Here is a 15,961-nt window from a genome sequence, read left to right as displayed (position 1 = left end):
AAGTCATTATGAAAAAGTTAATTGAGTTTTTAGTTTATTTTATTAAATCCTTATTTAAAGGAGGAAGTAAAATTCCATTTTCCTTGGATCGATTGAGTAAGGTTATCGAGTTTCTTTTAACGATGTTACTTCAGTTACTGGAAGTCATCGAACATGAAAAAAAGGGAAAAAAGACGCGGGGTTCAGGCATGAACCTGGGTACTATTTAAGTAATCTAGTCTATTAAAAAAAGAATGGCGCCATAAAGGCGCCATTTGGTTTTGGTTAATTACGCTCGATCAATTCTTGATCAGCACGTTATTTTTGGTTTTCAGCGCTTTTTGATAGTCTTTCACGCGTTGAGTAACGGCTGCTAATTGTTCCGTGCTCAATGCATTTCCAACAATATCTTTCGCCTCAAACATCTGGATGTCTGCATTTGCTAAGGCCATCGCCATGGATAGATCGCCCCAATTGATAATCTGTGGGATATGGATAGCCTGGGTATAGAAACTTTCTTTTTTCACTTGGTTCACTACATAGCTCGCCGGTGCTTGGTAGGTGCTTACCCCTTGAATATCTGCGGAGAATAAAGAAGCCAATACGGCCGCAACGCCCATGTCTTTTGCCCCAATCAGTTCAATTTCTTTAGCCTGTAGCTCTTTTTTGCCCATAGCAGTCAGCAATAGCATCTCGGAGATCCATTCACCCATCGTTGTACGTCCTAGCCACATATGCGAGCGAGAAACGGTATGGAACTTCGGGAGGGAGGTGCCATCGCTTTTTTGTGCTTCTGCTGAAGCTTGTTCACCCAAACCTGTTAAATCGGCAATTAAGACGCCATAGCCCGCTTCATTATGCTGTTTTACCAGTTTAGATAGTTCCCCTTTACCAAGATCTGGCATAAATATAAATTTGAATTTGCTGGAATTACCCGGATTACTGACCAAGGCCGTTATTTCTTGCCCGCCATTGCCATTTACCTGATACCGGGTCCATTTCTGATCAACAACAGCACTTTTTACCTGTTGCAGTTGAGGCGATTCACCCAAGCGTAGGTTTTCTTTCAGGGCGGCGATGGCTTGTGCTTTACTGAGCTTTTTCCAAGCATCATCAGCAAGTAATTGGGCGGCTGTTTCTTTACAATATTGTTCGGTTGTTGTCACTGAACTAGGGCGTTGACCTTGGGCAAATACTTGCAATTCTGTTTGCTTTAAGGCTGGTGAGTTTTTCCGATTGCCCTCACTATTAGCGGGTTTATTTGCTAGGTTTACATTAAACCAATCAATCATTTGGTGCCGCATTTCCGGGGCATAGCCGTGTGGTAAATTAAACAGTTGATAGCTTAAGTGTTTCTCCGCATGGTTCAGTCTATAAATTTGGTTTGCAATGCGATAAGAACGAAACATCTCACTCGGATAAAACGCTTTGTTGGCGTCTTGAAGTGCATTAAACATACAAAGTTTTCGAGGAGCTACCAAACCTAGTATTTCCGATTCCTCCAGAAAGCTCAACCCATCAGGAAGCAGTTCACAGATACAGTTCGCGTTCATGACGTATGATTCGAATGTACCTACACTCACCACCGGAATGGCTGCTTTTATGCGCTCATCCACCGCAGTAATCCACATGGTCTGGTTGCCACCGCCGCTGGCTCCGGTTGCACCAATTAATTCTTTATTTACATAGGGAAGGGAGCTTAGCAGGTCTATGCCACGCAGGTTATCTGTGATCTGCATGCCCATTAAGGTTTCTCCAACATCCATCAGGTGGCCACCTAAATGTGCACCATGGTATTCAAAATTCAAATGCTCCGTGCTGCGCTCACCAGCACCCCAAGGATCTACCAATAAGGCTACATAGCCTGCTTTGGCCAGGTCCTGACCTAAAAGCTGATAGTTCTCATAGAATTTTCCATTGGTCGAGTGTCCCATCATCACCAAAATGGCCGGAAATGGGCCGTTTCCTTCTGGCACGAATAAATTCGCCGTAGTATTGCTGTTTGGGCGCGTTTGGAAGGTAACATTTTTAAGTTGATAGCCCTTGTATTGCTTGGACACATGTTCCGTGAGGTTTAAGGGCAGGTCGTGAAAGCGTTTATAATTTGTTTTAAGTTGAATAAATTCATGAATAGCCTTTTTTCGGCCGTTCCAGTTTTCTAAACTGCTGGGCGCAATGATTTTACGAAACTGGCGGGCGGCTTCGGTGTCAAGGTTTGTAGCCAAGACATCATAGTCAGATTTGTTGTACAAACTGGGAATACTGTCGTTGTTTTTGTTCATAGCTGAATCATCGAGTTGGGCCTGGCTGCTATGCGCAGCAAGGGTTAAGCCTAAAGAAAGGACAAACAGTCGGGGGAAGGATATTCTTAAATCGGCGCTCATAATTTTGGTTTAAAGGTTGATTCCTTTTGTTTACTATTACAATTTTATTCAATTTTTTGTGCATGCGGAAATAAATTGTCGGCAACGCTGTCGGTAATAAATACGCGATCCTCGGTAAGGCGTGAAAAAAATATATCTATCATTGTAATGACAGAAGTGCTTATCCTATAGCATATTAACATAAACAACCTTTTAAACGCTTAAACTATGAGAAGCTTAAACTTTTTACTTATAGTGTCGCTTTCCTTCCTTTCTAGCAATCGGTTACTGGCGAATTCCCACGAAATGCCTCCACATACCGACGCGCTTTCTGCTCTATTGCAAGCTAATGTTACCGGTGCTGTCCAAGCGGCCGATACAAACGAGCCTTTGGTTGGTGTGACTGTTTCTGTAAAGGGGAAACCTATAAGTACCAAAACAGATGAAAATGGACAATTCAGTATTGTCGCCAAAACCGGCGATGTTCTTGTCTTTAGCATGTTGAATTTTTTAACCCAGGAAAAGCCTGTTGCCTCCGCATCCACAGCATTACAAATCTTGATGGATCGTTCCAGTGAGGATTTAGAAGAAGTGGTGGTGGTAGGCTATGGTGTGCAGAAGAAAGCCACCTTAACCGGATCTGTTGCCACGGTGCAAGGCGATGTGTTGCAGCGTAGCCCTACAGTAAGTGTTACAAATTCCATTGCGGGCTTAATGCCGGGTGTGGTAGCCATGAACCGTTCCGGACAGCCTGGAGATGATGTATCGGCACTTTTGGTACGCGGTACCAATACCACCGGAAACACCCAACCCCTGGTTGTGGTGGATGGGGTTCAGAATCCCGCAGGATGGGAGCGCATTAACCAAAGTGATATCGAGTCTGTCAATATCCTAAAAGATGCTTCGGCGGCCATTTACGGTGCCCAGGCAGCGAACGGGGTTATCTTAATTACCACAAAACGCGGTAAAGCCGGTAAACCGATGATCAACTATTCCTTGAATGTAGGTCTCAACCAACCCACCCGGACACCGAAGTTGGCCAGTTCTGCTTTATTTGCCGAATATGTAAATGATCTTTTGGTGCAAGGCGGCCAAACGGCACGCTATACCGATGATGAAATCGAGAAGTTTAGAAACGGTTCCGACCCTAATTATCCCAATGTAAATTGGTATGATGAGGTGTTGAAGTCAATTTCCAGCCAGCAAATTCATAACCTAAATATGCGTGGTGGTAGCGAAAAAGTTAAATATTCCCTTTCCGGCTCCTTCAGCAATCAAAACAGTATATTCAAAAAAGGAATCCATAATTACGATTCCTATACCATCCGTTCCAATATTGATGCCCAAGTGACCGAAGGGTTGACCATCTCCGGCGATATCAACGCAGTGTATGGCTCCAAAATTAGCCCCGGCACGCAGGATGCCTGGTATTGGTTGAATGCCCTGCCGATGGTTCCCGTGTATTACCCAAATGGCTATCCTTCAGCGGGTATTGAAAACGGCTATAACCCAGCCATGATGGTAACGGATGCTGCAGGGAAGCGAACCATCAATAAAAATAATTACAATATTAAAGCGGGTTTCAATTGGAAAATACCGAAAGTGGAAGGCCTCGAGCTGAATGGCTACATGGTCTATTCCGATGGTTATACGTTTGATAAAAACTGGCGGACGCCTTGGACGGTTTATACCTACGATGCCAGCAACGATACCTATACCCCAAGATCTGCCGGTGCCATTTTATCGCCTGAACTTAACATCAGAACCGATAAGGACAATGGCATGTTTTATAACTTAAAACTTAGCTATCAGAAAGCCATTAATGATCATTTTTTCAGTGCTTTTGTTGCGGGGGAACAATCTTCCTCGAAATCTAACTTTCAACGTAGTTTTCGCCGTAATTTCTTATCGACAGCCATCGATGAAATGTTCGCCGGTGACCCTGCAACACAAGAATCAGACGGCATGTCCTACAATTCGGGTCGGCAAAGTGTGTTAGGTCGGATTAGCTATAATTTCAAAGAAAAATACCTCGTTGATGTCAATGCGCGCTTAGATGGATCCTATGCATTTGCTCCGGGCCAACGCTTTGGCTTTTTCCCAGGCGTTTCCGTGGCATGGGTAGCTTCAAAAGACCTGTTTCCGGAAAGTACAACCATTAACGATTTAAAAATTAGAGCTTCTGTTGGCCAATTGGGTAATGATGCCATTAGCCCGTACCAATTTATGGCGGCCTATAATTTAGGTTTACAATATGGCTACCACTTTGGCCAAACACCGAAGTCTAGCCTAGGATCGGCACCTAATGTAACGCCAAACCCGGATATTACCTGGGAAGTAGCAACCATTATGAACCTTGGTGCGGATTTGAGCTTCCTCAATCGCATGTTCGATGTAACAATCGATGTGTTTAAGCAAAGCCGTTCCAACATCCTGGCCCTGCGTGACCTGGAAATCCCAGCCTATACTTCTTTGTCCTTACCGATGGAAAATATAGGGGAGGTAGAGAACAAAGGGGTAGAGGGATCCATTAAATACAATAAGATGAATGCTGGTGACTTTAAATTTAATATTGGCGCTAATATGGGCTATTCAAAAAATAAAGTCATTAATTTAAGTGAGGCCAGCAATGTGCCAGATTACCAGAAAGCGGAAGGCAAACTAGTCGCTGCAGATTTGTACTACGATGCCATCGGTATTTTTAGAACCGAAGATCAGCTTAATGGCGTAGCCATTTACCCTGGCTCCAAAGTAGGCGATTTGCAATACCGTGATGTGAATGGCAATGGCATTATTGATGCCGGTGACCGAGTGCGGATGGATAAATCGAATATCCCGCAGATTACTTTTGGATTAAACGCTAATTTCCAATACAAGCGCTTGTCGATGTTTGTGAATTTTGCCGGACAGGCCAGAGCTTGGCAATATTACCATCAGAATGCTAGAATTGCCATCAACGGCCTCGAAGATCTGATTGCCAACCGTTGGGTACCGGGCAGCATGGATTCTAAATATCCGCGCATCCCAACATTGGATACTCCGGGGGAACCTAGTGGGTTGAAAAGTACCTTTTGGTTGCAAGATGCATCTTTTGTTCGCTTAAAGACCTTAGAAATCGGCTACGATATCAATCCGGATATTCTGTCGAAGATTAAATTCTCCAGCGCTCGCGTCTTTGTCAATGGAAACAACCTCTTTACCTTATCAAAAATTAAGTGGTACGATCCGGAAGGTGCATCCGATCGCGGTGTGTTCTATCCGCAAAGCAAAGTATTCAATATTGGTTTAAGTGTTGGTCTATAAAAAAGGAAGTTATGAAATGTTTAAATATAAAAATGAGAGTTGTTAGTTTGCTATTCCTGAGCATGGCTATATCTTTTTCCTCTTGTAAGTTAGATGTGTTAGATACCGTGCCAAGAGATCGGTTTAGTGAGGATGCCATCTGGGATGATCCGGCCTTGATTGAAACCTTTATTTCAAGCACCTACCGTTCTTTGCCTGCAGGCTTTAGGTATAGTTTATATAATTTATCGGTGATGTCAGACGAGCTGAATGCAAGGAATAATTCCTGGTTATACGCCTATTGGCAAGGCAATTTAACAGCCGATAATTTAGGAATTGCCAATTCCTGGAGTGGTGTATATGCGGCGCCCAATACCAATCAGAATTATTGGACTACGATTAATCGGGTAAATATCTTTTTCCAGAATATCGATCGTGAGCGGAGCAAACCCCTGGATGAGGAGGTTAAAAAACGCATGGAAGGGGAGAACAAAGTCATCCGCGCGAAGTGTTATTTTGAGCTGATCAGCCAATATGGAGGCGTGCCTATCGTGAGCAAGCCATTCAACCTGAAGGACGATTTCAAGATGAAACGGAATACCTACGATGAGGTGATGACTTTTGTGTTGAAGGATATTGATGAGGCCATTGCCCTGCTGCCAAGCAGTTACGATGCCGCCAATATGGGAAGAATTACCAAAGATGCCGCTATGGCCTTAAAGTCTCGGGTATTATTATACCGTGCCAGCCCCTTAAACAATACAACTAACGATAGAACCAAATGGGAGGCCGCCGCAAAAGCAGCCAAGGATGTGATAGACTTGGGGAAATATGCGTTATTTAGTGATTATAGAACCTTATTTCTGGAAGAAAACCGGTATAATTCTGAAATTATCTGGCAACGCCCTTATAATCAGTTAGTGAGTCCGGAAGCCGTCTACGTGGAGTTAAGTTCCTATCCGAATGGGTATAATGGGTTCGCGCAAATTCACCCGCTACAGAACTTGGTGGATGATTATGAAACCATCCGTGGGGTATTGCCGGAAAATGATCCGCTCTACAATGATCAAGATCCTTACAAAGACCGCGACCCTCGTTTCTATGCCTCTATATTGCATGATGGCATGCTTTGGAAAGGCCGTGAAGTGGAAACCTTCCTGCCGGGAGGTAAAGATTCCAATGAGGGCTCCATTTCACCATGGAACGCTTCGGAAACAGGCTATTACTCGCGTAAATTTGTCAATGAACGCATCAATAAACCGAGTTCTACCAATATGTCGCAAACCCCATGGACCTTCTTCCGTTATGCTGAAATCTTATTGAATTATGCAGAAGCAAACTACTTTTTGGGCAATGAAGCATTAGCCCGTGAGTATGTGAATCTGGTTCGAAATCGCCCCAGCGTGAAAATGCCGCCTATTCCGGCAACTGTAACTGGCCCGGCTTTATTTGATCGGATTGTGAATGAAAGAAGAGTAGAGCTGGTGTTTGAATTGCACCGTTGGTATGATATCCGTCGTTGGAAAATTGCTCCGCAGGTGATGAATGGTGATATTTTACGGATGGATATTCGTAAAAACACAACAACAGGCGTAAAACAATACAAAAAAATGGTTTGGAAAAAGGCTGTCTTTACCGATAAGGATTACCTATTACCAATACCGCAGGATGAAATGGATAAAAACGAACTATTCGTTCAAAACCCAGGCTATCATTAATAGCTTAAAAAAACAAGGGGATTGCAAATTAGCTTTCCCCTTGTTTTTTTATCGTGTTCAGGCTTTCTTCCAATAAGCTGATAACTTGTTTGCGTAGGCGTTCCGGCTCGATGCTGCGCACATGGTCGGCAAACATCATCAACCATCGTGGAAACTCCAGGTCTAAATCCGGACTTTGGAAATGCATTTCCACCCATTCAGGACCCACAATTTCCTTTACAAAACCATAGTAATTCCGCTCCCAACGCAAATGGCTAGCTATTTCTCGCTTAACCGATAGCTTCACTAAGCTTTTCGGTTGCTCGTCTTGTTTCTTTTGCGCCAGGTAATTCGCAATGGAGATATGGCTTTTTGAAAAATTGGTCTCCGTAATCTTTGCTGATTCAAAGCGATCGCTGCGAAATTGGCGGAAATCTTGCCGTTTTAAGCAATAGGCCACAATATACCAGAAGCCGCTTTCATGCACGATGCCGATGGGCTCTATAGTGCGAGCCATGGCTTGCTCATCGCGGATCCCTTGGTAGTTAACCTCAAATTGTTTCTTTAGCGAGATGGCTTCCAAGGCACTGCTCAGGATATGGGGCACTTGATCTAAAAACAAAGGCACCGCCTGCTGTTTCATCACAATCTGATCTTCCATGCTGGATAGCAGGTCTTTGTCGTTACTTTTTAAAATTGCCTTAATCTTTAACAGGGCAGCAGAGTAACGCTGACTACTTTCCTTGTCCAGAAACTTCTGTGCTAATTTTTCGGTTGCCACAAAGCTTAGGGCTTCTTCACGACTGAAGGAAACCGGCGGCAACCGATAGCCTTCCATAATGGAATAGCCCGTTCCAGCTTCCCCAATTAAGGGCACACCGGCCTGTTCCAAGCTTTTGATATCGCGGTAGATCGTTCGTAGGCTTACCTCAAACCGATCGGCCAATTCTTGCGCTTTCACGACCCGTTTAGATTGCAGTTGCACCAGAATATCGACAATGCGGTCGAACCTTTTCTTTAATTCTATAGACATAGCTGTGGGTTGAAAGCGATTAGCCTAAATCGCTCAGCTTAAAGGTTTCTTTCAGTCGTATCCCTTTTTCGGTATGTTGCAGGGTGCAGCATTCATGCTCCGGATCGTGCTCCAGAAACAGGATATATTCCTTGTCTACAATCTCCTGCCAATAGGCTTTCCGCTCGTCCATTGTTTGTAAGGGGCGAACATCGTAGCTCATGACATAAGCTAAGGGGATATGCCCAACCGAAGGTAGCAAATCGGCCATGTAAAGGATGGTTTTTCCTTTGTAGTTTATTTGCGGCAGCATCATAGCCTCCGTATGGCCATAGGCAAAGCGCATCTTGATTTCTGTATCGTACTGCGGTTGTTCCTCGGTTATAAAATGCAGCTGACCAGACTCTTGTATGGGTTGGATGTTTTCCTTAAGAAAGGAAGCTTTCTCCCGCGGGTTCGGATCTACCGTCGCCCAGTCCCAATGCTTGTCATTCGACCAAAATCTAGCATTTTTGAATGCTGGCACCAGTTTATCGCCTTCCCGATTTATCGCGCCACCACAATGATCGAAATGCAGATGCGTTAATATCACATCGGTAATATCATCGCGATGGTAGCCCAATTTGGCCAAGGAAGAATCTAAGGTGTCTTCGCCATGCCGGAAATAATGGCTAAAGAATTTATCGTCTTGCTTATCGCCGATGGCGGTATCCACAAGTGTTAATCGTTTTCCATCTTCTATTAAGAGCAAACGCGTTGCCCAATTGCAGAGGTTGCGCTCGTCGGCAGGATTTGTTTTCTGCCAAATGGACTTCGGCACCACGCCAAACATCGCGCCACCATCTAATTTAAAAAATCCGGTATCAATGCTGTGTATCTTCATGCTATTCGATTAGAGCCACAATTTTGTGGCCTGGTCTTGCTACTAAGTTACAAAAATATGCTGCATGGCTGGGTTTAGTTTGATACTTTTTTGTGGTTTTGCCAAAGCGTATTTCTGCCGTTGATTAAGCCTTTGCAAAGGGGATTGATACGGGTGAGAAAGGGGTGAGAAAGGGGAGGGCAAGGGGTGAGGCTTAGCGAGGTTATCGTGTTGTCATCTGTTTGTCATTGTGTTGTCATCGTGTTGCCATGGTGCTGTCAGGAGGTTGTGGGAAGGTTGTGGGAAGGTTGTTGGAAGTTTGTTGGAAGGTTGTCATCGTTTTGTCATGCGGTTGTGGGGAGGCTGTCATCGTGAGCGGAGTCGAACGATTAGTACGTCAGTACAGGTAAACTAACTTATGTTGTTGATTAATAGTGTTATATTATTATTACAAGTAAATGTAATGGTGATTATAATTTGTGATTGCATTGACGTACCAGTCGTTCGACTCCGCTCACGATGACAAAGCGATGACAAGACGATGGCAAAGCGATGACAAGCTGATGACAAGCCGATGACAAGTCGATGGCAACACGTTCCAAAAAGATGAAAGAAAGATTACCCCCGTTCCCACAAAAAAAGCTGCTCAAGTACCCCTGAGCAGCTTATCCATTAGCTGAAAAAATCCAGCTTATTTCTTAATGAATAAACAATAGTTCGCGCAATTTTGGCAATGGCCATTTCGCATCATCTACAATTTTCTCCAATTTGTTCACGTGATAGCGAATCTCATCGAAGTAAGGTTTTACCACTTCATCATATGCAATTGCTTTCTCACGTATATCCTCGTAGGTATTTGCTTTTTTACGTGCTTGACGCATTTCTTCAGCTTTTTCTAAGATGGTATTTACGTGTTTAGAGATACGCTCTAAATAGTTCAACTGCGAGCTGTAAGACTCTTTGCTTAGGCCAAGGTCTTTAAGGCCTCTAACGTTCTCGATAAGTTCGTTTTGATAAGTTAAACAAGCTGGTGCAATTTGGCTAGTTACCACTTCACCAATAACGCGCGCTTCAATCTGCAGTTTTTTATAGAAGTTCTCCAAAAGAATTTCATGTCTGGCTTCCGATTCGCGCTTGTTATAGATACCTAGGGTTTCAAATAAGGCAATAGACTCTGGCGTTACATAAACATCCAAAGATTTTGGTGTCGATTTGATGTTGGATAAGCCTCTAGTTGCGGCTTCTTTTTCCCATTCCTCGCTGTAGCCATTTCCTTCGAAGCGGATGGCCTTAGAATCTTTGATGTATTTGCGCACCACGTTCAAGATGGCTAGATCTTTCTTGGTACCTTTTTTAATCTGCTTATCTACTTCCGATTTAAAATCGATTAACTGTGCTGCTACGATCGCATTTAATACCGTCATCGGTAGAGCCGAGTTTGCCGATGAACCAACGGCGCGGAATTCAAATTTATTACCCGTGAAGGCAAATGGGGAAGTCCGGTTTCTGTCGGTATTATCAAGTTTCAAATCTGGAATCTTCGGAATACCATGCCATAGGTTGGCTTCAGATTTTACCTTTTTAGCAACACGTGCAGATTCTACTTCTTCCAAGATTTCATCCAATTGAGAACCTAGGAAGATGGAGATAATCGCTGGTGGCGCCTCATTAGCACCCAAGCGGTGATCGTTGGAGTGACTGGCAATAGAAGCACGTAGCAAGTCAGCATGCTCAAATACGGCTTTAATGGTGTTCACAAAGAAGGTTAAGAACATCAAGTTGTTCTTAGGCGTTTTACCTGGTGATAATAAATTTACCCCTGTGTTGGTAATTAATGACCAGTTATTGTGTTTTCCGGAACCATTTACACCGCTGTAAGGCTTCTCGTGCAATAATACCTTAAAGTTATGGCGAACAGCTACTTGCTCCATTACGTTCATCAACAACTGGTTGTGATCGATGGCCAAGTTGATTTCCTCGTACATGGGCGCACATTCAAATTGCGATGGTGCAACTTCGTTGTGGCGCGTTTTTAAAGGAATACCCAGTTTTAGGGCTTCATTCTCCAAGTCAACCATGTAAGCAAGTACACGCTCAGGAATGGCACCAAAGTAATGGTCTTCCAATTGTTGTCCTTTTGCCGACATGTGGCCAAATAGGGTACGGCCGGTCAACTGCAAGTCAGGACGGGAATTGTATAAGGCTAGGTCGACTAAGAAGTACTCTTGCTCGATACCTAAGGAGGCATTTACTTTGGTAACAGATTTATCAAAGTACTGCGCTACATCGGTTGCGGCTTTATCAATCGCAGCAATGGCCTTCAATAATGGTGCTTTATAATCTAAAGATTCACCAGTATAGGATACAAATACGGTAGGGATACATAGGGTTTTACCGGATCCTGTTTCGAAGATAAAGGCCGGCGAAGAAGGATCCCATGCAGTATAGCCACGAGCTTCGAAGGTGTTACGGATACCGCCATTGGGGAAGGAGGATGCATCAGGCTCTTGTTGCACCAAAGCATCTGCTGTAAACTTCTCCATGGCACTGCCGTCAACATCGGGTTCGAAGAAGGAGTCGTGTTTTTCCGCTGTAGAACCTGTCAGTGGCTGGAACCAGTGGGTATAGTGTGTGGTGCCGTTTTCAATTGCCCAAGCTTTCATGGCTTGTGCAATATACTCGGCCATATCCCGGGTAATCTGTTTTCCTTCTTCAATGACAGTTGTCAGTTCCTTATATACGGTTTTCGGAAGGTACTCTCTCATTTTTACAATGGTGAATACATTCTTGCCGTAAATGTTAATTGCTCGTTCTGCTTTAACGTCTGTTTTAGCATCTAACAAGTGTTTTGAAGCCTCTTCAACTGCTTTAAATCTGCTGTTTGACATGGTTCTTGAATTAATTCCTATTTATTTAAGTTGATTATCTTTTGTTTAAATCTAAAAACAATTCAAAAATATGGGAAAATCAAATAAAGTGTAGAAGATTTTTCAAAAAAATATTAAAAATGACAATTCGAATGCTTGAAAAACAAAAAAGACGGAGAATTCTTTCGAATTTCCGTCTTTTTTATTGTTTATTTTGGGATTAATCTGTTTCTAATCCCCAATCTATTCCTTTTTCAGTTGCTTTGACACCTTTTTTAATCCAGTTTGCTGCTGGTTTACCTTTCAAAAAGTGGTCGAAGAACTGTATTTCGCGAATTTGTATGTCTTTTCTGTTCTGACGGTTCATGAGGTTATGTCCATCACCGTTGTAATTTAACAACCAAACCGGTTTATTTAAGCGGCGTAAGGCTGTAAAGAACTCAATACCCTGGTACCATGGTACGGCACCATCGTTATCATTGTGCATAATGGCAACCGGTGTATTGACCCGATCCATAAAGAATAACGGAGAGTTCTCAATGTATAGATCCAGGGCTTCCCATAAAGGTTTGCCAATTCTACTTTGGGTATTCTCGTATTGGAATTGGCGTGACATACCTGTTCCCCAACGGATACCTCCGTAGGCCGAGGTCATATTCACTACTGGTGCGCCCGACCAAGCTGCTGCGTACATATTGGTGCGCGTAATTAAGTGCGCGACCTGATAACCACCCCAGCTTTGTCCCTGAATACCCATCTTGGTGGAATCTACCCAGCTGTGTGTTCTTGCCAGATGATGCATACCTGAATTGATGAACTCCTCAGCCGATTTGCCTGGATATCCGTTTTCATAGCGAATATCTGGTGCAAAGACTAAATAGCCATTACTTACGAAATAGGAGATGTTTAAGCGGGAAGGCGTAGGGGCTGGTGCCTGATAGGTGTATAGGCCATCGCTAAGCTTCTCATAGAAATAAGCTATAATCGGGTATTTTTTATTCGGATCGAAATCCTCTGGTTTATACAAAATCCCTTCTGCTTGATAGCCTTTTGGCGTCTTCCATTCCACCAATTCTGCCGTTCCCCAATTGTAGTTGGCTTGCTGTGGGTTGATGTCGGTTAGGCGTTGCTCATTGCTGAAGGCCGTATTCAGGTATAAATCAGGTGAAGCCTGGTAATCTTCTTTGGTATAGATCAACTGATCGATTTTGCTATCCGCAGAAAACATCTTATAGGTATAAGGACCTGTAATCAGCTCTCTGATATCCTTTTTCTTTAATAGGTATAGGCCTGCATACTTTGTTTTCTTATCGAAGCCGGTTAAATAGATAGGTTCATCCTCGTTGATATAAGTCGTGCGGATGCGTGGGTTTTCCTGACGGCTTAAGTTTTGATAGCGGAATACTTTTTCTCGCTTACGTCCTTGGCCTTGCGTTAACAGGGATTTACGTTTGCCATCCAGGCTGAATTTCCAGATATCATAGCGATCGTTGATAAAGATGTTTTTACCATCGGCTGTCCAACCACTGGAGCCGTAGGATCCGGGTAGGGCAGGGACATCATTTTCCTCATCCACAAAGCTTACGTCTAGGCCTTCATTCAACTGCACTGTTTTTTCACTGTTGATGTGGTAGCTGTACCAATTGCCGTTTTCCTGATTGAAATAAACAACATAATCGGCTTTTGGAGAAAGGTAGGCCGAGCCGGCCAAGCTTTTTACCACTTGCTTGTTTTTCCCGGTAAGCGTAGATAATACATAAACATCAGATTTCATGCCGCCTTCCCATTGGGAGGCCACGCGATAATCGGCATCGCCACTGGCTAATACCCATTCATGGTCGGCATCATCAGCAAAGGAAATCCGGTTATAGATCTTATCCGATAGCGGGGTGATCTTACTGCTGCTTTGTGGCAGGATCATCGCCGTGTAGCTGCGCATTTGGTCGGTACGGGAGTTCAACAACTGCATAGGTTGCAGAAAATCATCCTGCCAATGCCAGATATCGAGTTTGACGGTTTCAAAATCAACTAAGGTGGTGTCCTTAACGCGTGGAATAGGAGCCAAGCCAAAGAATAAGCGTTTTCCGGATTCACTGTAGCGTAAAGAAGCATCCCCGGAGACATACCACTGGTCTGGAATGCCTGCACTATGCTGATCGGCTAGGATACGAGCGGTATCTTGCTTTGGCGTATAGTAATAGAGTTTATAATCTTTTAACAGGGCTTTCTCTGGCGATTTATCGGCCAGGAAGCTGAGCTGTTGTCCGGCATCATCAAAGGTAAATTGCTTGTAGGTTCCTTTACCATTGCTGATTTTCTTCAGCTGTTTTTTAGCAATATCATAGAGATACAAGCCGGCTTCGTTCAAGCTATCCTTTTCTGCGCCCTTTTTAGTAAACAGAAGGTACTGCTCGTTATCGGAAATCTGGAAGTTCTCCGCTTTTAGGAAGTTGGTGGTATCACCGGTATTCAGGTTTAATAAATGAACGGTTGGCGTTGGTTTTTCCTTTTTCTTGCTGGCTTTCTGATCGGTACCGGCCTTCTGTTCGGTCGTATCTTTCGCTGCAGTAGCCGATGGAACTATCGTTTCCCCTAAATAGGCAATGTAATTATTGCCTTTGGCGGTGCGATGGTAGGTTTTAACATTAGGTAGTTTTTCGGCCTTCTGTTGTTTGAAATTGTAGATCAGTAAGGTGTCTTTGGGCATATCATCTGATTTTTTCTTTTTGATACGCGCCTGACGTACATCCTGAAAGAAAGGTTTGATGGTTGCAAACAAAAACTGTTCGTTATCCGTTAATCGTATATCCGTTCCGCGAGGGATGCTTAATACCACTTGATTCTTATTGTTCTTCACTTCAGTGAGCACATCGCCTTCTTGGGGGCTAATGCTATAGATAATCAGATTTCCTGACTTGCTAATGCTAGCCTGGGAGATGGATTTCCAGGAATCATAAACGGAATGGTCTAACGGTTTCTTCTGCGCATAAACCCCTGAAATCAGGGACATACTTGCGAATAATAATCCGTATTTTAGTTTCATAGATCGTAAAATATAAGGTGTCATCAATATTAACGAAAATTGCTAACTTAGAAGAAGGACGACTATAACAATTTTATTATACAAACAGGAACTATGAAAAACAGCGGAATAATCATTAGTATCATTGCCGGTATCGCCTTTGTTGTCTTTGCCATCGTCTTGGCAAATGCCTACAGATACAAGTTTAAAAGTACCAATACCATTAATGTGACAGGCGGCGCAAAGACTGATTTTGCCTCTGATATTGTGAAATGGTCGGCTAGCTATAATCGTAAATCAATGGACCTCAGCGAGGCTTCCGAGCAGTTGAAAAGAGATCGCGACCTGGTGCGCAATTTCCTCATCCAAAAGGGAATCAGCGAAAAGGAAATCCTCTTTAATGCGGTGGTGATTAATCGGGAATTCGCCTACCATACCGATGCCAACGGAAACTCGTCTAATACCTTTACAGGCTATAACCTTTCGCAGAATGTTAGTGTGGAATCCAAGGAATTGGATAAGGTGGATAATGCCTCCCGCGAGATTTCAACCTTAATATCCCAGGGTATCGAGCTTAGCTCCAATACGCCTAGCTATTATTTCTCGGGCTTGGAAGATTTGAAGCTGAAGCTTATTTCAATGGCTTCGCAAAATGCGCGCTTGCGTGCAGAGAATATCGCTAAAGAAGCAGGGTCTTCCTTAGGAGATTTGGTAAAGGCTGATTTGGGGATCTTTCAAATTACGGGTCAAAATGATAATGAGGAGTTCTCCTACGGTGGTGCCTTTAATACCACCTCGCGGAATAAAACAGCGAATATTACCGTTAAGGCGAGTTACCTCAGTAATTAATAAAGAATAAGCAAGTGAAACACATAAA

The 15,961-nt window shown here is 43.5% G+C and carries 9 protein-coding genes; 4 read left to right on the top strand and 5 right to left on the bottom strand.

All coding sequences use genetic code 11. The annotated features are described in order from the left end of the window. Positions 1-8 precede the first annotated feature (8 nt). The gene (locus tag GQF63_RS03235) at positions 9-209 is read left to right on the top strand and encodes a hypothetical protein (protein ID WP_160367677.1); all 201 of its coding nucleotides are present in this window, start codon (positions 9-11) and stop codon (positions 207-209) included. Between the two features lie 69 nt (positions 210-278). On the opposite strand, the gene GQF63_RS03230 is transcribed toward GQF63_RS03235, so the two are convergent. Then, a complete protein-coding gene (locus GQF63_RS03230; RefSeq protein WP_160367676.1) occupies positions 279-2,363 on the bottom strand; it encodes an alpha/beta hydrolase family protein in 2,085 nt (694 codons plus the stop codon). Between the two features lie 207 nt (positions 2,364-2,570). On the opposite strand from GQF63_RS03230, the gene GQF63_RS03225 reads away from it, so the two are divergent. After that, complete coding sequence (locus GQF63_RS03225; protein WP_160367675.1) at positions 2,571-5,645, top strand: SusC/RagA family TonB-linked outer membrane protein; 3,075 nt, start codon at positions 2,571-2,573, stop codon at positions 5,643-5,645. Positions 5,646-5,677: 32 nt separating this feature from the next. Continuing rightward, on the top strand, positions 5,678-7,342 hold the full coding sequence (locus GQF63_RS03220; protein ID WP_160367674.1) for a RagB/SusD family nutrient uptake outer membrane protein: 1,665 nt from the start codon (positions 5,678-5,680) through the stop codon (positions 7,340-7,342). A gap of 28 nt (positions 7,343-7,370) precedes the next feature. Here the strand turns inward: GQF63_RS03220 and GQF63_RS03215 are convergent, their stop codons facing one another. The 4 genes from GQF63_RS03215 to GQF63_RS03200 all read right to left on the bottom strand — a co-directional run bounded on the left by GQF63_RS03215 (position 7,371) and on the right by GQF63_RS03200 (position 15,105). Beyond that, a complete protein-coding gene (locus GQF63_RS03215; RefSeq protein ID WP_160367673.1) occupies positions 7,371-8,354 on the bottom strand; it encodes a helix-turn-helix transcriptional regulator in 984 nt (327 codons plus the stop codon). 19 nt (positions 8,355-8,373) lie between these two features. Continuing rightward, a complete protein-coding gene (locus GQF63_RS03210) occupies positions 8,374-9,216 on the bottom strand; it encodes an MBL fold metallo-hydrolase (protein WP_160367672.1) in 843 nt (280 codons plus the stop codon). Between the two features lie 677 nt (positions 9,217-9,893). Then, positions 9,894-12,083, bottom strand: a complete 2,190-nt coding sequence (locus tag GQF63_RS03205) for a glutamine synthetase III family protein (RefSeq protein ID WP_160367671.1) — start codon at positions 12,081-12,083, stop codon at positions 9,894-9,896. 199 nt (positions 12,084-12,282) lie between these two features. Next, the gene (locus GQF63_RS03200; RefSeq protein WP_160367670.1) at positions 12,283-15,105 is read right to left on the bottom strand and encodes a S9 family peptidase; all 2,823 of its coding nucleotides are present in this window, start codon (positions 15,103-15,105) and stop codon (positions 12,283-12,285) included. 93 nt (positions 15,106-15,198) lie between these two features. On the opposite strand from GQF63_RS03200, the gene GQF63_RS03195 reads away from it, so the two are divergent. Next, on the top strand, positions 15,199-15,933 hold the full coding sequence (locus tag GQF63_RS03195; protein WP_160367669.1) for an SIMPL domain-containing protein: 735 nt from the start codon (positions 15,199-15,201) through the stop codon (positions 15,931-15,933). The last annotated feature ends 28 nt before the right edge of the window (positions 15,934-15,961 follow it).

This window comes from Sphingobacterium humi, assembly GCF_009768885.1.
Lineage (GTDB): Bacteria > Bacteroidota > Bacteroidia > Sphingobacteriales > Sphingobacteriaceae > Sphingobacterium > Sphingobacterium humi.
The sequence above is the reverse complement of the archived record's forward strand: the minus strand, read 5'-3'. Positions and strand labels throughout refer to the sequence as shown.